The sequence below is a fragment of the Blautia sp. KLE_1732_HM_1032 genome (assembly GCF_025147905.1).
GTDB classification, from domain to species: domain Bacteria; phylum Bacillota; class Clostridia; order Lachnospirales; family Lachnospiraceae; genus Blautia_A; species Blautia_A fusiformis.
On record NZ_CP102266.1, the window covers coordinates 2,403,711 to 2,424,306 of the forward strand.

20 protein-coding genes and 1 pseudogene are annotated in these 20,596 nt (G+C 46.7%); 6 read left to right on the forward strand and 15 right to left on the reverse strand.

Going from position 1 to position 20,596, the window contains the following annotated elements:
• The first annotated feature begins 77 nt into the window (after nucleotides 1-77).
• Entirely contained in the window at nucleotides 78-1,523 is a 1,446-nt protein-coding gene (gene mobQ, locus NQ489_RS11495; RefSeq protein ID WP_014081143.1) for a MobQ family relaxase, read from the forward strand.
• Nucleotides 1,524-1,600: 77 nt separating this feature from the next.
• On the opposite strand, the gene NQ489_RS11500 is transcribed toward mobQ (NQ489_RS11495), so the two are convergent.
• Together NQ489_RS11500 and NQ489_RS11505 are read right to left on the reverse strand one after the other, a co-directional pair.
• Nucleotides 1,601-1,891 carry a type II toxin-antitoxin system YafQ family toxin gene (locus NQ489_RS11500; RefSeq protein WP_021651024.1) on the reverse strand — a complete coding sequence of 97 codons (291 nt, stop codon included), beginning with the start codon at nucleotides 1,889-1,891 and terminating at the stop codon, nucleotides 1,601-1,603.
• Nucleotides 1,888-2,166 carry a type II toxin-antitoxin system RelB/DinJ family antitoxin gene (locus NQ489_RS11505; protein ID WP_044961236.1) on the reverse strand — a complete coding sequence of 93 codons (279 nt, stop codon included), beginning with the start codon at nucleotides 2,164-2,166 and terminating at the stop codon, nucleotides 1,888-1,890. Before NQ489_RS11505 ends, NQ489_RS11500 begins: the two co-directional genes overlap by 4 nt.
• A 126-nt stretch (nucleotides 2,167-2,292) precedes the next feature.
• Here NQ489_RS11505 and NQ489_RS11510 point away from each other — a divergent pair, with 126 nt between their 5' ends.
• From NQ489_RS11510 to NQ489_RS11530, 5 genes are all read left to right on the forward strand, one after another.
• Complete coding sequence (locus tag NQ489_RS11510) at nucleotides 2,293-2,691, forward strand: cysteine-rich VLP domain-containing protein (RefSeq protein ID WP_014081140.1); 399 nt, start codon at nucleotides 2,293-2,295, stop codon at nucleotides 2,689-2,691.
• Nucleotides 2,692-2,804: 113 nt separating this feature from the next.
• Entirely contained in the window at nucleotides 2,805-3,539 is a 735-nt protein-coding gene (locus tag NQ489_RS11515; protein ID WP_021651027.1) for a phage replisome organizer N-terminal domain-containing protein, read from the forward strand.
• Nucleotides 3,536-4,399 carry an ATP-binding protein gene (locus tag NQ489_RS11520; RefSeq protein WP_014081138.1) on the forward strand — a complete coding sequence of 288 codons (864 nt, stop codon included), beginning with the start codon at nucleotides 3,536-3,538 and terminating at the stop codon, nucleotides 4,397-4,399. The genes NQ489_RS11515 and NQ489_RS11520 overlap by 4 nt, the downstream gene beginning before the upstream one ends.
• Before the next feature lie 64 nt (nucleotides 4,400-4,463).
• Nucleotides 4,464-4,637, forward strand: coding sequence for a transposon-encoded TnpW family protein (locus NQ489_RS11525; RefSeq protein ID WP_005924807.1), 174 nt, complete (start codon nucleotides 4,464-4,466; stop codon nucleotides 4,635-4,637).
• A 35-nt stretch (nucleotides 4,638-4,672) separates the two neighbouring features.
• The gene (locus tag NQ489_RS11530) at nucleotides 4,673-5,080 is read left to right on the forward strand and encodes a hypothetical protein (RefSeq protein WP_021652605.1); all 408 of its coding nucleotides are present in this window, start codon (nucleotides 4,673-4,675) and stop codon (nucleotides 5,078-5,080) included.
• Here the strand turns inward: NQ489_RS11530 and NQ489_RS11535 are convergent.
• The 13 genes and pseudogenes from NQ489_RS11535 to mobQ (NQ489_RS11595) form a co-directional block, all read right to left on the reverse strand.
• Nucleotides 5,038-6,273, reverse strand: a complete 1,236-nt coding sequence (locus NQ489_RS11535; protein WP_227945525.1) for a DNA topoisomerase — start codon at nucleotides 6,271-6,273, stop codon at nucleotides 5,038-5,040. The genes NQ489_RS11530 and NQ489_RS11535 overlap by 43 nt on opposite strands.
• A 48-nt stretch (nucleotides 6,274-6,321) precedes the next feature.
• Nucleotides 6,322-7,821, reverse strand: coding sequence for a CD1107 family mobile element protein (locus NQ489_RS11540; RefSeq protein ID WP_021652603.1), 1,500 nt, complete (start codon nucleotides 7,819-7,821; stop codon nucleotides 6,322-6,324).
• Nucleotides 7,805-8,053: a DUF4315 family protein gene (locus NQ489_RS11545; RefSeq protein WP_021652602.1), complete on the reverse strand. Its 249-nt coding sequence runs from the start codon at nucleotides 8,051-8,053 to the stop codon at nucleotides 7,805-7,807. Before NQ489_RS11545 ends, NQ489_RS11540 begins: the two co-directional genes overlap by 17 nt.
• Before the next feature lie 12 nt (nucleotides 8,054-8,065).
• Nucleotides 8,066-10,906 carry a CD1108 family mobile element protein gene (locus NQ489_RS11550; RefSeq protein WP_021652601.1) on the reverse strand — a complete coding sequence of 947 codons (2,841 nt, stop codon included), beginning with the start codon at nucleotides 10,904-10,906 and terminating at the stop codon, nucleotides 8,066-8,068.
• Between the two features lie 27 nt (nucleotides 10,907-10,933).
• A complete protein-coding gene (locus tag NQ489_RS11555; RefSeq protein WP_021652600.1) occupies nucleotides 10,934-13,315 on the reverse strand; it encodes a VirB4-like conjugal transfer ATPase, CD1110 family in 2,382 nt (793 codons plus the stop codon).
• Nucleotides 13,316-13,370: 55 nt separating this feature from the next.
• Nucleotides 13,371-13,799 carry a PrgI family protein gene (locus tag NQ489_RS11560; protein WP_021652599.1) on the reverse strand — a complete coding sequence of 143 codons (429 nt, stop codon included), beginning with the start codon at nucleotides 13,797-13,799 and terminating at the stop codon, nucleotides 13,371-13,373.
• A 14-nt stretch (nucleotides 13,800-13,813) separates the two neighbouring features.
• Nucleotides 13,814-14,686, reverse strand: a complete 873-nt coding sequence (locus tag NQ489_RS11565; protein ID WP_005426566.1) for a VirB6/TrbL-like conjugal transfer protein, CD1112 family — start codon at nucleotides 14,684-14,686, stop codon at nucleotides 13,814-13,816.
• A 4-nt stretch (nucleotides 14,687-14,690) separates the two neighbouring features.
• Nucleotides 14,691-14,774 (reverse strand): annotated as a pseudogene (locus NQ489_RS11570) (Maff2 family mobile element protein); the annotation flags it as partial.
• A gap of 90 nt (nucleotides 14,775-14,864) precedes the next feature.
• Entirely contained in the window at nucleotides 14,865-16,535 is a 1,671-nt protein-coding gene (locus tag NQ489_RS11575; RefSeq protein WP_021652598.1) for a recombinase family protein, read from the reverse strand.
• Nucleotides 16,536-16,733: a hypothetical protein gene (locus tag NQ489_RS11580; RefSeq protein ID WP_006873181.1), complete on the reverse strand. Its 198-nt coding sequence runs from the start codon at nucleotides 16,731-16,733 to the stop codon at nucleotides 16,536-16,538. It abuts the gene before it with no gap.
• Nucleotides 16,734-16,974: 241 nt separating this feature from the next.
• A complete protein-coding gene (locus NQ489_RS11585; protein ID WP_044962169.1) occupies nucleotides 16,975-18,312 on the reverse strand; it encodes a virulence-associated E family protein in 1,338 nt (445 codons plus the stop codon).
• Nucleotides 18,281-18,925 carry a CHC2 zinc finger domain-containing protein gene (locus NQ489_RS11590; protein WP_138345501.1) on the reverse strand — a complete coding sequence of 215 codons (645 nt, stop codon included), beginning with the start codon at nucleotides 18,923-18,925 and terminating at the stop codon, nucleotides 18,281-18,283. Before NQ489_RS11590 ends, NQ489_RS11585 begins: the two co-directional genes overlap by 32 nt.
• A 65-nt stretch (nucleotides 18,926-18,990) precedes the next feature.
• Nucleotides 18,991-20,571: a MobQ family relaxase gene (gene mobQ / locus NQ489_RS11595; protein ID WP_021650201.1), complete on the reverse strand. Its 1,581-nt coding sequence runs from the start codon at nucleotides 20,569-20,571 to the stop codon at nucleotides 18,991-18,993.
• Nucleotides 20,572-20,596: the final 25 nt, after the last annotated feature.

Genomic DNA, 20,596 nt, shown 5'->3' on the forward strand with positions numbered 1-20,596 from the left:
GTGCGCTCTGCACAGCCAAACACCCGCTTTGCGTTTGTCCGGCTCCACAGAGCCTGTTATGCCCTCACTGAAAGGAGGTGTTCCCCATAGATTTCTGTCATATCCCCGTCAGTATCATCAAGCGCAGCGCAGGCCGTTCTGCTGTTGCCGCAGCTGCTTACCGCAGCGGAACCAAGCTGACAAATGAATGGGATGGAATGACCCACGACTACACCCGGAAAGGCGGCATTGTCCATGCGGAGATCATACTGCCTGCCCACGCCCCGCCGGAATTTGCAGACCGATCTATCCTCTGGAACAGCGTGGAGCAAATCGAGAAAGCAAGGGACAGCCAGCTTGCCCGCGAGATTGAAGCAGCCCTGCCCCGTGAACTGTCCGGCGAACAACAGCTCGCCCTTGTGCGTGCCTATGTGAAGGACAACTTTGTAGACAAAGGAATGTGTGCCGACTTTGCTATCCATGATAAGGGAACCGGCAACCCCCATGTTCATATCATGCTGACCGTCCGGCCCCTGAAAGAAAATGGCGCATGGGGCGCAAAGTGCCGCAAGGCATACGACCTGGACGAAAACGGCCAGCGTATCCCGGACGGGAAAGGCGGCTGGAAGAACCACCGGGAGGACACCACCGACTGGAACGACAAAGGGAATGTGGAGATTTGGCGGGCGGCATGGGCGGCCTGCACCAACCGGGCGTTGGAATCTGCCGGCAGACCGGAGCGCATTGACCATCGCAGCTACAGGAGGCAGGGCATTGATAAAATCCCCTCTGTCCATCTGGGGCCAGCTGCCAGCCAAATGGAAAAGCGCGGCATCCGCACCGACAAGGGAGAAGTAAACCGGCAGATCGCCGCCGACAACAAGCTGCTGAAAGAAATCAAAGCCCGCATTACCCGTCTTTATCGCTGGTCGAAAGCCGAAACGGAAAAACCACAAACACAGCAAAGCAGCTTGACCGCCTTGTGGGAGGCCCAGCAGCAGTTGGACGCTCCCCGCACCCGCACCGGCAAAATCCGGGCTTTGCAAGAAAGCGCTGCACTATTCAGCTTTTTGCAGGCAAACGGCATCCAGTCTATGCAGCAGCTTCATGAAAAAATCACTGATATGAACAGCCGTTACTATGACCTGCGCGGAAAGATCGTCAAGGCCGAGCGCCGGATCACTACCCTTACCGAGCGCAGGGAGATGTGGGAACAGTACAACCAGTACAAGTCCATCCACAAGCAGCTTGCCAAAGTAAAGCCGGAAAAGCGGGAACAGTTTGAGCAGCGCCACAGCCGGGAACTGATTCTGTATGACGCAGCGACCCGGTATCTGAAAGACTTGAAAGACAACGGCGAGGCAATCACCCCGAAGACATGGCAGCTGGAAATTGACCAGCTGGCCGCTGGAAAGCAGACGGACACGCTTGCCATGAAATCCATGCGGGAGGATTTGAAAGCAGTGGAACGGCTCCGCAAAACCGCCGAGCAGCTGTCCAGACAGGAACGGGACAAGTCTCACGACCGGGAGCCGGAGCGGTAAGGGCTACCGCGTTTCACGACATACTTTTGCACACAGAAAAACCGCCGTACAGGTTTCCCCATACGGCGGCAGACTGTTTATTTGCCGAACAAGTCGCTGTGTGTGCCGGTGCGGGCCAGCGTCAGCACCAGAACATCATCTTCTATGCGGTAGACAAGCAGCCAGTCCGGGAGAATATGACATTCTCGATGGCCTGCCCAATCGCCGGACAAATCGTGATCGCGGTTTTTATCCGGCAGCGGTTCGCCCATCGACAGCAGCGCCACGACCTGTTCCAGCAATTCGATTTTCAGGCCGCGCTTGATTGCCCGCTTGTAGTCCTTTTTGAAAGCGGTCGTGTACTTGACGGTGTACTTTGTTTTCCTCATTTTTTCAGGTCGGCAAACAACTCGTCAAGGTCATTGCATCCCTTTACAGACGGGTCTTTTGCAATCCTTTCCGCTTCCAGCATGGCAGCAATCGTTTCCTTGTTCGGCTGTTCCAGCCTTACTTCAAAGGGAATGCCGCCTTCACGAAGCGACTGGCGCACAAAGATGTTAAACGCCGTAGTCAGGTTCATGCCAAGCTCAGTAAACAGTGCGTCCGCCTGCGCTTTCAAATCTGCGTCCATGCGGATACTGATGTTTGTGGTATTTCCAGCCATACGATCAACCCCTTTCTGCTGGCAATTATAGTATATGCCATTTGCACGAAGAAAACAATACTTTGCACGAATATTTAACAATAAATTCATTCAAGGAGGTTACCGGCTTTATGAAAGAAATCATTTATGAAGAACAATAAGTCTGAACCTATCCCAGTCATGGATTACCGCCAGTACCGCAGAGTGCGGAGGCTGGTGCATGAGTGCTGTAACTACATCGACGGAAACTGTATCGCCCTGGACGATGGGGAGAAATGTGTCTGTGTCCAGTCCATTTCCTATTCCCTGTTGTGCAGGTGGTTTCGGGCGGCGGTATTGCCGCAGGATAAGGAACTGGAAACGGCGCTGTTCCACCGGCTGAATGCTAAGAAATGCTCCGTATGTGGGGCGCTGTTTACCCCCGGTTCCAACCGAGCCAAATACTGCCCGGAATGTGCCGCACGCATGAAGCGGATCAATGCCGCAAAGCGCAAGCGGAAACAACGGGAGAAATGTCACGCTTTAGGGGCTGAAAAACCTTTGTAAATCAAGGCTTTTTTCGAGGGTGTCAAAGGCAGGCTGATAGATTTATCCTCTGACCCATAAAACGGCCTTAAAATGCGTGCAGAATCCCAAGAGAAACCCCAAGGAGGAACCCTATGTCAGACAACCGAAAATATTATTACCTGAAACTCAAAGAAAACTATTTTGACGATGATTCCATCGTGCTGCTGGAAAGTATGCAGGATGGTGTGCTGTATTCCAACATTCTGCTCAAGCTGTATCTGAAATCGCTGAAACATGGCGGACGGCTTCAACTTGACGAGGACATTCCTTACACGGCGCAGATTATCGCCACCATTACCCGCCAGCAGATCGGCACTGTGGAGAGAGCCTTGCAGATCTTTTTGAAGCTGGGTCTTGTGGAGGTGCTGGACAGCGGCACATTCTACATGAGCAACATCGAACTTTTAATCGGCCAGTCCTCTACCGAGGCCGAGCGAAAGCGTGCGGCGAGGCTCCAAAACAAGGCTCTTTCCGCGCCCCGGACAAACGGCGGACATTTGTCCGACATTCGTCCACCAGAGATAGAGATAGAGTTAGAGAAAGAGATAGAGATAAAGAGAGAGATAGAGAAGGGACGCTCCGCCCGCGCCTATGGCCGTTACCAGAATGTTTTCCTGACGGACGAGGAACTGGCAGACTTGCAGGCCAGTTTTCCCACTGTATGGGGCCAGTACATCGAAAAGCTGTCCGAATACATGGCCTCTACCGGTAAGCGGTATCAGAGCCATGCCGCCACCATCCGGCGCTGGGCCGGTGAGGACGCGAAAAAGGCGGCCCCGCCCACCCGCAACCGTGATTACAGCGTAAAGGAGGATGAAACCGTATGATGGAGATTACCGCAGAAATCCGGGCGCTGATCGACAAGGCAGCCGCCGGTATGGAACTGGCCGGGGACGAGTACATAGACCCGGCAGACGGCCTCATTCACTGTAAAAAGTGCGGCGGCCAGAGGCAGACCGTTGTGCCATGCTTTGGGAAACCCGGCTACTTCATGCCCCGCTGTATCTGCCAGTGTCAGCGGGAGGCCGAGGAACAGCGCAAGGCCGCCGAGGAACGGCAGCGCCGCATGGAGCGCATCAAGCGCCGGAAGGCCCAGGGCCTGCAAGACCGCTATCTGTACGACTACACCTTTGCCAACGACAACGGCCAAAATCCTCTGATGGACAAGGCCCGCGCCTACGTGGAGAACTGGAAGGAGGCATACAGGAACAACACCGGCCTGCTTCTGTTTGGGGATGTGGGAACTGGCAAGTCCTTTTTCGCCGGTTGTATCGCCAATGCCCTGCTTGACCGTGATGTGCCGGTGCTGATGACGAACTTTCCCACCATCCTGAACCGTCTGACGGGAATGTTTTCCGAGGACAGGGCCGACTTTATCGCCAGCTTTGACGAGTACGACCTGCTTATCATTGACGATTTGGGTGTGGAGCGCAGTACCGAGTATGCGATGGAGCAGATGTTTTTCGTCATCGACAGCCGCTACCGCAGCCGCAGGCCCATGATTATCACAACAAACTTGAAACTGTCCGAGCTGAAAAACCCGCCTGATCTGGCCCACGCCCGTATCTATGACCGTATTCTGGAACGGTGTGCGCCGATTCTTTTTGACGGGAAGAATTTCAGGGAAGAAAATGCCGGTGCTACCCGACAGGCAGCAAAAGACATTGTAAACAGTAAGCAAGACTGATTTTTTACTGGGCGGCACAGACCCGCCCGGAGAAAGGAGCGCCATGAACAAAGAACCCCGTACTATGCAGGTGGCAGACGCCGCTACTGCGTCCAGAGCGCCGGAAAACACGCCGGCGATGGTAAAGAAAATCGGCAAGACGACCTACAAGGTTCATGTCCATTTCAGCAATACCAGCACAGAAACCATGAGCGATAAAATCAAGCGTATGCTCAAAAATGAAATTCAGCAGATGTGACAGACTGATAAACGAAGCCGCCTTGTGCTAAACTGATGATGGTACGCACCAAAATTTTTGTCAAGGAGGACACGAAAATGCTTTACACAGAAAAAGAGAAACATGAAATTGAGCGAGTAAAGGAAGTCTTTGCGGAACATCTGCGGCAAAGCCCTGATTTTGAACTGCTCTGGTCGGACAAGGTGGGCTATGTCTGGCTGACGATTGGCGTAAATCCTGTCTATGTGGATACCGGTATCAGGATAGAATCTGCCGCTGATCTCTGCTGCAAGTGTTTGGATGATGTTGCTATGGATGTTTTGTATATGACGGGCAACGATCATGCACTGGAGGAAGCCGATCCGCTGGAATTGGCCGAAATCAAGCGGCGCTGGGAGCCATATATCAACCAGCTGCCAGACTATGCGTATCTCTGCAAAGACCTGCTGGACGGAAAAATGTAAGCTGTTAAACGAGGTGTCAGGAGCCATACGGTGCTTCTGGCACCTTTTTTGTGAATTTGATTAAAAAGTCCTTGACAATTTGTCTCTGGAAGTGCTTTTAAATCCGTGTTTGCAATTTCTACCGTTGGTATAATTGCATGATGATCTGATACCTTTTTGCTGTTTAAAAGTCTTTTTATCTCTGGTTCCGAACCCTTCATTGATATTTCTGGAAATACTCTATTTACCGCATCAATAACCAAAAACGCATTTTCTTCCATATCATCTGTAAGATATTGGCTATCCGTCCTTGGATACGTCACCAGTTTCTTCTCATAAAGGCTTTGGGTATAGTCCAAGGTTTGCTGTGCCGTAAATCCAAGAAGACGATTTGCTTCCCTCTGTAATGTGGTCAGATCATATAATTTCGGCGGCTGTACCTTTTTCTTCTCTTTCTTTACTGAAAGAATCTGTGCAGTTTCATCCTTCATATCCTCCATCATCTGAACGGCAGCACTTTTCTCTTTTATCCGGTTGCTTACAGCATCCAATCCATCCATCAGAAGATGAACCAGATAATACTTCTCTTTCTGGAAGTTCTCGATGCTCTTTTCCCGTTCCACCAGCATTGCAAGTGTAGGTGTCTGCACCCGACCTACAATCAACCGATGGTGATACAGCACCGTAAACAGTCTGGTGGCATTAATTCCCACCAGCCAGTCTGCTTCACTTCTCGCCACCGCAGAATAATAAAGATTATCATATTCATGTCCATCTTTCATCTGCTGAAATCCTTCCAGAATTGCTTTTTCCTCCATGGAAGAAATCCACAGTCTTTTAAAGGGAAGTTTACATTCTGCCTGGTTATATACCAGACGGAAAATCAACTCCCCTTCTCTTCCTGCATCTGTTGCACATATAATTTCTGTGACATCTGCTCTGTGAAGCAGTTCCTTTAAAACCCGAAACTGCCCTTTGATACTTTCTTTAATCTGATATTTCCAATTCTCCGGGATCATGGGAAGTGTTTCATATTTCCATGCTTTCCAGTCATACCGGTACTGATCTGCACTGGCCAGTTCAACCAAATGCCCAATACACCAGGAAACCAGATACTCTTTTCCTTCCAGATAGCCATCTTTTACGTTTGTGGCATGAAGCACCTTCGCAATGTTTCTGGCTACGCTGGGTTTTTCCGCAATTACAAGCTGCAATTTTCTATCTCCTTTCTGCACCTGTCGCTGTAATTAAGTGAAACAAAGTTATTCCTCTGATTCTTCGTCTTCTACTTCACCTTCCATTTCATATTCTTCTAATTCTTCATCATCCTCACGAATTGTATCTTCTTCCTCCTTATCGTCGTCCTCGTCCTCTTCATAATCAAAAGAAGTATTTCTTCCTTTCATAAATTTCCAATAATAGTAAGCACCACAAACTCCTGCCAGAACCAGCAGCATTAATAAAATCGTGCCGGAATTATTGCTTTTCTTCTCAGGTTCTTCCTTTTCTTCCGGTATGATCGTAACTTCTGGTTCCGGTGTCTCTGTGATCTTCTCTGTTTCAAGTGGCAGTGCGGATTCTGCAATAGCCTGGTTCTGTGGAAGTGTGACCATGTTGGTATCCGTAAAGTTCAAAAGATCATTTTCGCCTACCTCTGTAAGAAGATAAACATTTTCATCCGTTTTATCCTTATCTACAATCAGATAAAAAACCTTATCACTTTTTGTCTTGATCGTATAAAATTCCTTTCCCCCTTTGTCCTGAACTGTTCCTGTTGTCATGCCGGAAGCAGAACTTTCTCCCTGCACCCGTCCGGTATCTGCTTCTGTATCCGTTTCATTTCCTGTGTTTTCTGGTTCTGTTGGTGCAGTAGCAGTCTCGTTCGTTGTCTGATGTTCCGTTACGGTTGCCGTAGCACTGGTGGGCTTACTTGCAGTTCCATCGGCTGGCAAAGAAGCTGCATTCTGCTCCGTTCCGGAAACCTCTGTATTCTCTTTTACTGCATCTGGATTTTCATAATAAGGGTTTCCTACTTTATAGATCTCTGACATATTTCCTGCTTTGTCTTTTGCCTGCAGGGTAAAGTATTCATAGGAAGTATCCGCTTTTTGCAAACGGACATTTAACGTATTATTCGTCAGTTCTGTGAATTCATTTCCATTGACATACAAAGCAGCAATTCCCGATTCCGCATCAACTCCCTGCACGATCAGTATCCCATTCTTCGCAGCCGCAATAATAGTTGGTTTGGTTTTATCAAAACACTCTATGTAACGATTCTGCTCATAAGTATTTCCATTCTGATCGGTAACTCTCACATAAATACTACAATTAGAAGAGATGGATACTTCCATATTTCCGGTTATGTCTGACCATCCTCCATTTTCTGAAAGTCTTGCTTCTACTTTTGCAATAGAAAAAGCACCTGTATTCTTTGTATCTTCCACTTGAATTTTTACGGTTGCCGTATCTGTCTGCCAGCCTTCGGGTTCTGTAAAGGTAATCCCTACTTCTGGTGTTTCCGTCACATCATTTCCTGCATCTTCCTGTGCCTGTTCCACTGGATCTGCATGAATTTCAACTTCTGATCCATCTGAAAAATCAACATCTTCCGGGCTGCTTTCTTCTGATGATTCCACTTCTACATTATCTGCCCATACAGTCAGACTTCCGGGCGAACTATAAAAGAAAGCTCCTGCCGGAAGTCCTGCTAACGTAGCTGCGGTTAAAAATACAGCTGCTCTTTTATGAAATTTCTTCATTTTCTGTCTGCTCCTTTTCTCTGGTTTCCAATATCTTTTTTTGTTCCTCCTTGCTGATATCAATCATCAACTGAAGTTCCTCTGCGGAAACTCCATTGCTTCGGATAATTTTTAGATACTCCATATCCTCTGCCTGTTTCTTCTGTTCTTCCAGATCCCTTGCTTTTTTCTGTAGCTTTTCAATCTTAACGTAGGTTCTTGCAAGTTCTTCTTTTATTCGTTCAATGTTCAAATACGCCCCTCCTTATGGCCTGCCAAAAGCATAAAAATGAGACTGCCAGTATGCAGAATTAATGGACGTATACTGAATTGGATTTCCACAATGGATCATCTGTCCATCTCCGGCATAAATTCCTACGTGGGTAACCGGCTCTCCCGCATCATACGTCCCAGTGAAAAAGATAATATCTCCTGGCCTTGCTTCTTCTGGTGATACAGGCATACAAATGTCATAAATTCCCTGTGCAGTAAGTCTTCCCATATTGCAGACACCCGAATTGGTAAACACATAGCTTACAAAACCAGAACAGTCAAAAGAAGTCTCCGGGCTGGAACCGCCCCATACATACGGCATACCAAGATATTTGTCTGCTTCCGCAAATAATCTCCGCACAGTCTCATCATCATAACTGCCGCCTCCACCATACAGCCCGCTATCTCCGGTACTGATATAAAAAACAGGATTATAATATTCCCCATCTTTGACCAGTTCCAAATATAACTGGCTTCCGGTTGCACTTCCTGTACTTCCCGTTGTACCAATTACAGTATCTGTTGTTACTTCCTGACCATTTGCTACCGAAATGCTCTGCAGATAAGCGTATTTAATCTGCACACCTTTTTTATCCTGCGTAACTACATAATTTCCAAAAGTTCCGCTATATCCTACATCTACAACAAAACCATTCATCGCTGACTTCACTTCTGTTCCCTGTCGTACATTAACCGTCACACCTCTGTGAAGTTGTGTCTGCCCGGTTCCATTGTTTACAGAATACCCATAATAGGTACTGATATAGGCATACCAGTTTAACTCAACCGGAGTTTTATATGTCTGTAAATTTCCTCTGTTGGAATAGACCTCTTCATAAATTTCCTGCTCATCCTCTTCCATTCTGGACAGAATAACACTTCTAAGCGGTTTTGCCTGAACAGAAACATTCAGTACATCTGCAGTTACTGTACGGGTAACTTCCACAGAGTTCTGATTGCCCTCTGCCAGAAAACATTCCCAGGTCTGATGACCATGTGCCTCAGCTACTGCGTGATTATCATAATAAACATCAAACTGGACACCATACTGGGCAAAGTTTCCAGTATCTTCTACGGTGTACTCAATCCCATTCATCACTACTTTCGTCCCCATTGGAAGAAATGGGTTTGCAGCATCAACCGCAAGCGTATGATTAGCCTGTGGCATTGCCCCTGAAGCAGTTGGTCCTCCACTCCACACGCCACAGCAGATAGGACAGTTACAGTATCCACTGGTCACAACATTTCCCAATGACTGCCCTACCTGTATTGTAGATGTTTCCTGCCGGGTTTCACTTTTTTCCTCTACGGTGATTCCGTACTGTAAAGAAAAAATTGTTTCCAGTTCTCCTTTTATCTCATCAAACTTAAAATCCCCATACCTGGCAGTCAGATAACTGATCAATGTATGGGGATCATGGCCGATTTCACCAATGTTATATCTGTATTCATCTTTTCCTGGATACCAGGCTTCCATCTGGTTTATTTTCTGTTGAAGACTGGCTTCCAACTGCGTATAATACAACTCTGCTTTTTCAATTTCGTCCGGATCCGCAATGTAACTGGAAGCGATTACCGTAGAAATTCCATTAGAAAACATAGCCGAACAGGAAGCAAATCCTGTCATTACGGAAAGAAGCAAAATCAATAACAACCCCATTGAGATCAGAGTAGTTACATTTCTTACAAATACTTCCTGTGCCTTTCTTGCAATTTTAGTAGCAAGATTTACTGACCGGATTGAGGTGTCTTTTGTTTCTTTTGCAATCTTCCCAGCCCGGTATGCCATCTGATACTCTCGCTTAATCCTCTGCTTCTGTATTAATTTTCTGATCAGCTTTTTCTGCATCTCTGGATGTTCTTCCAGATATTTCTGATATTGATACCTGGATGCACTCTTCCAGGCTCTTTGCTCTAAACGGTTTTCTTTATGTATCTGACTGCGGTTCTTCCGGATATTTCTACTGCTATGTTCCTGTAATATCCACTCACCTGAACGCACCAGCTTATGTGCTGCATCTACAGCACTGTTTTCCTCTTCGTCTTCGCCTGCTTTCTGATATACTGCATTTTTTAATGCTTTCTTTGGAACAGAAGACAAGGTTTTCTTTTTACCATCCGTTTTCCCTGTTTTTTTGTCGAAATATAAATGGTACTTTACCTTTGCTTTCTGTTCCTCATTTGTTTTCTTGGTATAAACAGAATCTTTCGGAATTTTGTTCTGCCTCTCAGCTTCCTGTTTTCTTGCAGCCTTATCCACTTCCTGATAAGTTTTTATTGTTTTTCGGCTATATTTCTGCTTTCCTTTTTTTCGGTTTGTAGAAACATCATTCTTCTCTGCCTGAAAATGTCCTCCATCTGTTTCAGCCGAAGTTTTCTTTTCTTTCTTCAGACTTCCATCTGTCTCCAGTTTTCCAAACTGCAGTCTCTGCTGTTTCTTTTTCTGTCGCTGATACTGGCTCCTGTGTTTTTCTTTGCGCTCACGTATTTCTACCGCTGAATCCACAGATACACCTGCAGGCTTGTCCCGATATCTGTACCGTCCCTGTGTTTTTCGTTTTCCCGGAGGACTGTTTGCAGCCTCTTCTTTTTTGGCAGGATTTCCCTCCTGAACTTTTTCGGAAAATTGTTTCTTTTCAGCTTTTTTATGAGAGTTTTTCTTCTTTTCAGAAGTAATAAATGCCTGTTCTACATCCTTCTGTTTATAAGGCAACTCCTGATCGCTGTTTGTAACTTTTCTGGTCTCCTTTGTTGCAAGATTTTCCTCAACCAGACCATTTCTGGTCATACGGCTGACTTTCTTCTCTTTCGCCGTATATTTTTGTTTTCCCAATGTACCTCACCTCTGCTTTTTTGTCCGTTAAGTCTGAATCTCATCCGGTTTAGTACTCATCAAAGCATAGGTTCTGGTATCCTGCGGATATCTGTCTGCAAAAGGTATGATTACATTTCCGTAAAAAAGCAGCCCTTCTCCTGCATTACTGTTATTTACAAAAGAAATCTGATGCTTGGAAATATTCAATTTCTCCGCAAGGATCTTCTGATCCCCGCTGTGCTGATTTAACATCAGGATAAAATCACTGTTTCCCACAATACTTTCTACTGCCAGAGAGCCAAGAAAATCTGTTACATTCTGACTGATTCCTGTAATGATTCCACCCCACTTACGAAATCTCTTCCACATTTCAATAGAATAATTAGCAGTTTGTGGCTGGTTCAGCAAAAGGTGAAATTCATCCACATAATAACGGGTTGATTTCCTGCGACTGCGGTTCTGTGATACTCTTGTCCAAACCATATGCTGGACAATCAACATCCCTGCTTTTCGTAGTGTGGTTCCAAGTTCCCGGATATCAAAGCATACCACTCTGTTCTGCGTATCGACATTACTTCGATGGTTAAATACATTCTGCGATCCTGTTACATACAACTGCAGACTGTTGGCAATGTTCTGTGCTGCTGGTTTATCTGGTGCATAAAAGTTCAGACGTTCATAGAAATCCTGCAGAGTCGGCATATTTTCCGGTTTTGGATTATTGTAAAGATATTTTTTATAAATGTCTTTTACACACAGGTCAATCATGGAAACCTCATCACCATTTAATTCTGCATTTTGAGGTTTCTTCATAATGACCTCGCAGAAAGATGTGATAAACTCTGCTTTATCAGCAATAATGGTATCAATATCCTCCACATCGCCATTAATCCTGTATTTCTCCGGATGATAAATAACATCCAGGTTCACTTCCATAGGATTGATGTAATCATTACTTTTTGCACTGATTTTAATAACTTCACCATTTAAGGCATTTACCAGCGGAAAATATTCTCCCTCCGGGTCACAGATAATAATGTCATCGTCTGTAATCAGGAAAACATTGAGAATTTCTCTTTTCGTTGCAAAACTCTTACCGGAACCAGGAGTACCCAAAATCAGGCCGTTAGGTGTTTTCAATCGTTTCCGATCCACCATAATGAGATTGTTTGACAGTGCATTTAAGCCATAGTAAAGAGCTTCACCGCCTTGGAAAAGTTCCTGTGTGGTAAACGGAACAAAGATTGCTGTAGAAGTCGTAGTCATAATTCTCTGTATTCCAGTCTGGTTCATTCCCAGTGGTAGTGATGCCACAAGTCCCTGTTCCTGCTGATATTGAAGTCTCCGTATATTGCAATTATATTTCTGGGCGATTCCTGCAGTCTGATACACAATATTGTCCAGTTTTCTCTTATTGTCCGCTGTATTCATCAGCAAAAAAGTAAGTTCAAAAAGTTTCTCATTCCTGGACTGGATTTCATTGAGCAATCCCTCCACATCCTCTCCGTATGTAGAAATGTCCGTTGGAATAATATCCATATCATATCCGCTTCTGACCGCTTTCTTCTGTTCTTCAATTTTCATTTTCTGAATATTTGACAGCGTACTTTTCAGGCTTTTAATAGCTGCCTTGGGATCAATTGGACGCAGGTGCATATTGATGATAAGATTCTCTTCCAGATCCAGCAGATCTGCCAGCAGTTTATCCGTAAGTTCTGGTGATGTAATCTGTAAATATGACACGCATCCAAAAGTCTGTCCCATCCGAAAATAGCTGTCATTGCGAAAATCAAATCCGGTAGGTGCAATAAAGTCTTTTGTCTGCAGACCTGTTTTTGCAACCATCCCATAATGGAAATGGAAAGATTCTTTTGTGTCCATATTCATCACCTCATGCAGAATTTTCAGACGTTCTACCCCATTTAAAGGCTCTGCCATGGCTCCCATCACCTTAAAATTATTCAATACACTGGCTTCAATTCTCTCCAGCCTGGATTTTGCATTTCGCAGATTATCCGCCTTAATGGAAAATGTAATATATTTTGTTTTTACAAGCCCATTATTTCCTTTGGAAAGCTGCATTTTCAACATATCCGAATATTCTTTCCGAATATCATTGAAACAGTCATCCTGCTCTGGAATATCAATATTTTTTGCATACTCATCAAAATTCACCTGTTGATTAAGAAATGTAATTTGTACCTCAACAGAGCTGTCAAATGAATTCAGGAACTCACAATAGTTCTCAAAAATAGCCGCTTTATCATCATTCTGCGCTAACTGGTAATTTATATCGTAAAACTGCACCATTTTTGAATAATAGTTATCATCCGTCCTGCCGATACCATCCTTATATATTTCCTTATATGGAATCGTATCCTGCGCTGTAAAAGGCTTCCTCTTCTTCTGATTCTCCGCTTTTATCATCCGAAGTTCTTTCAGACGCTTTTTTTCTTCTTTCGTAAGTCCGGTTTTCTGTTTCTTATTTTTTTCGGTCTGCTTTTTTAAGGAAATGGAACGGATTTCTCGCTTCCCTGGCTTCTTTTGCCTTTTTCTCAAGCCATGCACCCTCTTTCTCTAATTTATCGTACTCTATAATCCGGTCATATAAGTTTTGGGAACGATAGACCCTGATTCCAGGTCTTAAAAATTTCTGCCGGATAATGTGAAGCAATATTTTCTCTGCTGGAAATCCATCCTTTTCATACATTGCAAAAAAGAAAAATGGCAGCATCACTATGATCATAAGCGTTGCTGCCACATCTGTTCCCAGTCCTGCTTTTGTCAGCAAATAGACCGGAACACCACAAATTCCTGCCAGAAAAAAACATATAATTTGTCTTTTAGTTAAATTCAGTGCTAATTTTGTCTTTATTTTTGAAAAATCTTTCGGCACTGGAACATATGCCATATTCTTGTTTCCTCCTAATGTGCATTGAAGATTGATTTTGCCAGGGAACTGGTCTTAAACAGGCTGAAACATAAAATAACTGTATATGCTGCAACTGACCAGATAGCTGTATGAAGATTATCCGCAACTGTAATAGCATTTACCAGAACTGCATAAATCGCAACACATACCATCATAAAAAATCCCTGGAATCCCAACGCTAATAATGCCTTCACGTAATTATTTCCAATACTTCCCCATTCCCTGTTCGTAAATGTTGAAAACGGAATAGGTGCCACAGAGACATAAAGATATATTTCTATCATTCGTCCATATAAAATGACGGTAATCAGGACTGATATGATTTTTAGACATAAACTGACCAGCATCGTTTCAAGACCAAGCCCCAGTAATTCTCCGATTCCCATATCTTCAATCTGCGTTTCAAGAAGCGTTTTCAATGCTTCTGTAACATCAATAGATGCGGAACCGGTTATCATACCGCCAGCATTGGATACCACATGATTCGCTACATCAAAAATTGCCATCGCAATATCAAAAGTATGAGTAACCAGATATACCGCTACCCACATCTTAAAAATGTATTTGAAAAACATAAACGTATCCGTATCGTGCATATTGTTTTTTTCCATAATCATGGAAATCAGCTCATAACACAGTACAAATGTAATAATCATCCCCGCAATGGGGACAATGACATTATCCGACAGATTTTTTATCATGGAAAAAATGCCACTGTTCCAATTTTGGGGTGTTTTCCCAACCTCTGTAGCAATCGTTTCTACTTTGGTATTTACATCGGTGAACATGGTATCCAGGTTTGATGTGATCCAGCCTGTTAGCAGATCCTTTATGAACTCTGTTATTTTTTCGGTTATTCCACCCATTTATTTATCCAAACAAAGTTGCAAGCTGTGGAATCAGGTTTATTCCAATCAGTACGATGCCACCGCCCGCCATCAACTGTTTTATCCCCAATTAGGTGTAAAACTCTGCTCGATGGCGGGCGGCGGCGTACAAAAAATCTATATGGTGTTTTTAAGAGAACCGTCCCGGCGGGACAGGTCAGGCAGTGACCTGTTCCACCTCCGGGATGGGTTTGAGATTAAAATGAATTTCGATAGAAATGTGTCTTGTTTTATCCTCGTCAATGCGCTCATGCACGACGATTTCTTTGATTAAGCGGTTGAGGGTGGCTACGTCCAGCTCTGTGATGTTGGCGTATTCCTGAATGGCTTCCACCCATTGTTTTGCGTCATTGGCAAGCTGGACTTCATCGGACAGCCGCTTTCTGCCCTCGGACACTTTTGCTTTAAGCTCCGTCTGCTCGGTCTGTGTCTTTTCCAGCATGGTGTTGAAGTTCTGCTCACTGATACGCCCTGCAATCATATCCTCATAAAGCCGCATTACCATTTTGTCCAGAACCTCAATCCGTTCCTCATCCCTTGTAAGGGAGCGTTCCATTGCTTCCCGCTGTTCCCGCTGCTCGGCTTCACAGGTATTGGTCAGGCGGTCGGCAACCGCTTCCCCGTCCATCAGGGCAGCTCTGGCACATTCCCGGATTTTCCGCAGCACATGGCTGTAAAGGGTGTCATAGTCAATCCGGTGCTGGGTGCAGTGGTTCTTTCCAAAGGCATTGTAGGTCTTGCAGGAATAAATCTGCTGGGGATGTTTTTCGTTTGTGTAGCGTATCGTCAGCGACTTCCCACACTCGCCGCATTTTATCAGTCCGGCAAACAGGCTGATTTCATTGGTCTGCCCCGGACGCTGGCGGGATTTCAGCTTGTTCTGCACAATGTCAAAGCTCATGCGGTCAATCAGCGGTTCATGCTGTCCCTCCACCACAATCCAGTCCTCCGGCTTCTTTTCCCCAATCGTGCCGATTTTGAAACGGTAGTCCTTTTTCTGGGAAGCAATCGCCCCGGTGTAGACGGGATTCATCAAAAGGTCTTTGATAACGGAGAAGTCCCACATATACCGCCCGTTTTCCGGGTCTTTCTTTTCCCATTTGGTGCGGGTATTGCGAAGCCCCCGTTCCCGGTTCCACCATGTGGGGCAGGGGATTTTTTCTTCCTCCAGCCGTCTGCGGATATAGTTCGGACCATGACCGTTCAGGGCATATCCGAAAATCAGCCGCACAATCGGGGCGGTTTCCTCGTCAATGAGCAGATGGTTTTTGTCCTCCGGGTCTTTCCGATACCCAAACGGGGCAAGACACCCGGTAAACTGTCCTTTCTGCGCTTTCAGAAGATAAGAGGAATGGACTTTCTTGGAAATATCCTTGCTGTACATCTCGTTCAGGATATTCTTGAACGGGGCAATATCGTTGTTATCCCGCAGGGTGTCGATACCGTCATTCATGGCGATATAGCGGACACCGTTTCTTGGGAAAAAGTCCTCAATCAAATGCCCGGTTTGCAGATAGTTCCGCCCCAGTCGGCTGAGGTCTTTCGTGATGACAAGGTTGACCTGCCTGCGCTCAATGGCTCTCAACATTCTCTGTAAATCAGGACGCTCCATATTAAGACCTGTGAAGCCATCGTCCTGATAGACTGCCACAACCTCCCATCCCTGCTTTTCGCAGTATTTTTCCAGCATATCACGCTGGTTTGCGATACTGGCACTTTCGCCTTGCAGGTCATCGTCCTTTGACAGTCTGCAATAGACCGCTGCACGATAGCCCCCGGCAAGTGCCGAACCGATTGTTCTGTATTCCATTTCGTTCATCATAGCCATTTACCCACACAATCCAGACGGTATCTGGCTCTTTTGAACCTCATCTTCATTATACTTCAAATCTTTCTTTTTAGCAAGATATTCTTTTGAATTTGTCTTTCCATATTTCTGGGAAATCAGGCTGACGAACACATCGGTTGCGTCAAGCTCCCCGTCAAATACAGTGGTCACATGAATCTCTGTTTTGTTTTTTGCCATAGGCAGTTATCCTCCATACATGAAAATAGCCAGACAGAGGGTGTCGGCAACGAAGTCCGGCAACGGACTTCAAAAGACCTTGCAAACAATCTCAATCTGGCGATGGTTACTATTTATACTTTTCTTTTATTTTTCTGTTGTTTTGGTTGTTATAAGGGAGAAAAGCCCGGAAATAAGGGGTTTTTCCCGGCAACCGGCTCGGCAACGGGATAGCAACAGGGGGTGCAACGGGCTGTCATTTTCAGAATGGAAGCTCCATCTGTTCTGTGACCTCCACAAAACCGTCCATCGTTTTTTCAGACGGGTTGCCGGAGTCCGTTGCCGGGTTTTCACGCTCCCAGCCCTTTTGTCTGCCATATTCGGAAAACATTCTTGGGTTTGGGAAGTACCGCCAGCCGGAAATGCACTGGTTCATAATCTCGTTGATTTCCCGGATTTCCCATTGCTTCGGCTCGTCAAAGGCATGGTTTAAGGCTTCCTTGTAAAGCTGCTTGGAGCAGACCATGCTCCCGGTGTACTTGTCAAGGTATGCCTGTATCATCCCGGCTTTGGTGTCCTCCGGCATAAAATCCCGCTGGTGTTCTTTGAGATAGCGCTGCATGGCGGGGCTGAAAGCCAGCTTGAACCTGCCGCTTTTATAAATCTCCATCGCTTCCGCCCACATCTGCCCGATATAGGCTCTGGAAGCAGCTTCGTCCTCCAAAATGTGAACCTCGGCTTGCTCCGGGTACACCATGACGGGGATAAAGCGGCGGTTGCCGGAACGGTCAAGGGGCAGGAAGTCAAGGGCATTGGAAGTGCCGCCAAACACGCACTGACGGGGGCGGTCTGCCGGGTGGGTTTCATAGGGTATCTTGTAAACCTCTTTCTGCCGGCTTAAAAATGACTTGATTTCCTCAATGCTCTTGGCGTTGGCGGTTGCCATCATTTCCGACATTTCGATAATCCAGTGACCTTGCAGCTTGCGGTACACATTGTCATCGTCCAGCTTCCGCAAATCATCGGAGAACCACTCGTCCCGGACTGCCAGCAGACGGAAGAAGGTGGACTTGCCAGCCCCCTGACCGCCTACCAGACAGAGCATGATTTCAAACTTACACCCCGGCTGAAAGGCTCGTGAGATTGCACCCAGCAGGAACAGCTTCAACGCTTCATAGGTGTAATCATCTGCGTCAGCCCCCAGAAAGTGCCGCAGGCAGAAGCGGATTCGTTCCTTTCCGTCCCACACAAGGGAACTTAAATAATCCCGGATGGGATGATACTTGTTTTCATTCGCCACAATTCCGATGGCGTTATCAATCTTTTTCTCATTGGTAAGCCCGTAGGTTTCTTCCAGATAGAGAAGCAGATACTTCATGTCCGTATCGTTTAAGGCGGTGCTTTCTCTGTGGAAGCCGATGGGCTTTATGATGTCCTTGCGGTCGGTCAGGATGTTGTATGCGATAGCCCCGGAAAGCAGAGGGTCACGCTGAAATACGGTCAGGCAGTTCCGTATGCTCTGACGGACACCGCCTTTCTCGGTAGTTTCCAGCCCCGCCTTGATTTCCTCAATGCTCTGGGGCGGCTGCATGGCGTTCATGGTGTTTTTTAGTTCTTGCTGCGTCTGCGGCTGCAAGCTCTGCCATTCGCTGTTCAAGCTGTATCACATCCTTTCCGTAGTCCGTAATCAAAGCCGCTTTTTCCTCCGTCTCCCCAAACAGCAGCACATCCAGCAGATATTCCACATGGGCTTGCTTCTGTAAGGCTTCCACAAACCGGGGATGAAAGGCTTCCTCCGGGGAGTGCGGGGCGTAGTCCATTCTCCATGCCATCAGCAAGTGAAGATAATCGGCAAGGGTACGGAAGCAGCGGCTCTTTGCTTCCTGAAACTGTTCCTCCGGGGATTTCTGCCGGGGCTTGGGCTTTTTTGCCTTTCCCGGCGGTTTCCAGTCCTCATAGGAAAGCCCGAAGTCCTGTGCCAGTTGTACGGCGGCTTCTTTCTTTCCCAGCCCATACAGGGCGGCGGCAAAATCAATCACATCCCCATCCGCACCGCAGCCGAAGCAGTGGTAACGCCTATCCAGCTTCATGCTTGGGGTTTTATCGTGATGGAACGGGCAGCAAGCCATCCCGTTCCGACCTATATGGATTCCATAATGCTCCGCAGCCTGCCTTGTTGTGACGGACTGCTTCACAGCTTCAAATACATTCAAATCTATCCCTCCTTGAAAATAAGAAAAGCACCTGACATTCTCTGATTGAAAATGGCAAGTGCCTGTTAAAGTTCCATATCCTGTTGTCTGTGTTTCGCCTGTGCCGGGGCAGTTCTTTGAGCCTTTTTCTCGTCTGCCTTATCCTGCAAGACTTCTTTGATAGGCTGCTTCTTGGGCGGCTCTTTGCTTTCCTCTGTGCCGGGGGTGGCTTTCCGTACCCAGTAGCGGATGTCCCGCAACTTCTTCAAATCCTCCTGTACCTCGGTTAAAGGTTCTTTCAGCCCTGCGATTTCGCCAACAAGTTTTTCCTGTTCCTCTTGCAGCTCCTTTTGGGTGCTGTCCTTATCGTCCGGGTGCTTGGCAAGGTAGGCGGCGGCTTTCTCATACCGGGCAACCTCCGGGTGTTCCTGTTTGAATTTCTCCTTTGTTTTCTTAAAAAATATCTTCCGGTACTTCTCATAGACAGGCTCACATTCCTTGCAGTCTGTCCGGCTGGCAAGAATCCCGTCAATCACTTTGCTGCGGGCTTCCTTGGGCTTCATCTGATTGCGGTAATCGGCGGCTGATTTCCCGGACGCTTCCAGAAATGCTTCTAAATCCTCCACAGTGGAAAGCCCCTTTTGCCGGAGATAGGACAGGGCTTCGCTGACTGCCTTTAAGTCCTGTGAAGTCCCACGGTTCTGTCCAGCCCTTGTCCAGTCCTTCCTTTCTTCCTTTCGTATCTCCATATACTTCATCAGCAGATTGGGAAGAAGTGTCGCTTCCTCCGCTGCCTTTTGTGCAAGCAGCTCTTTCCGTTTTTCTCCCAGCTCGGTAATCCAGCCTTTGAGGTTTTGGATAAGCTGCCGGATGGACTTCATCAGGCGGTTGGCGGCTCTGATTTCCCGGTTCAGGTTGCCGATATTCGTCTGGATACCACGCTTTTCCATCTGCCGGACAGCAGCCCCCTCATGGACAGTAGGGACAATATCAAGCCCCTGTCTGGCATAGGAACGCAAGTCCACACGCTCCGGGCGGTCATTGGCTTCCAGATAGCGGTTCTGGATGACTTCCCATTCATGCCGCCAGATTTCACAATACTTCTGGTCGTTCCAGTCAACCGTATCCTCCTTGTGGCTTTTCCACCTGCCGGATGGCAGCTTAATCCGTTCCCCGTTTTCATCAAGGTCATAAACCTTGCGGCTCTTGGGAAGCCATTTCCCATGTTCGTCCATTGCCCTCATAGTGAGCAAGACATGGGCGTGTGGATTATGTCCCGGAGGATAGGGGTCATGGATGGCAAAGTCAACGATCATGCCTTTGGAAACAAACTGCTGCTGACAAAACTCCCGGACAAGGACAGCGTACTGGTCAGGCGGTATCTCTCTTGGGATGGTAAGCACCCACCGCCTTGCAAGCTGGGAGTTCCATTGTTTTTCCACCGCTTCGGCGGCGTTCCAGAGAGTGTTGCGGTCTGCGTACTCCTGCGGGGCGTTTGCCGGAAGCATGATTTCGTTGTGGACGATACCACGCTTTTCCGGGTAGTGCTTTATTTCTTGGTCGTATTCGCAGAACAGCTTTTCGCCGCTTTGGTAGGCAGCGGCGGCAACAGCAGACTGGCGATTGCTGCGCTGTACAATAGAGATTTGATTGTGTGGACAGGGCATTTTGTGTTCCTCCTTTCCGATTTTG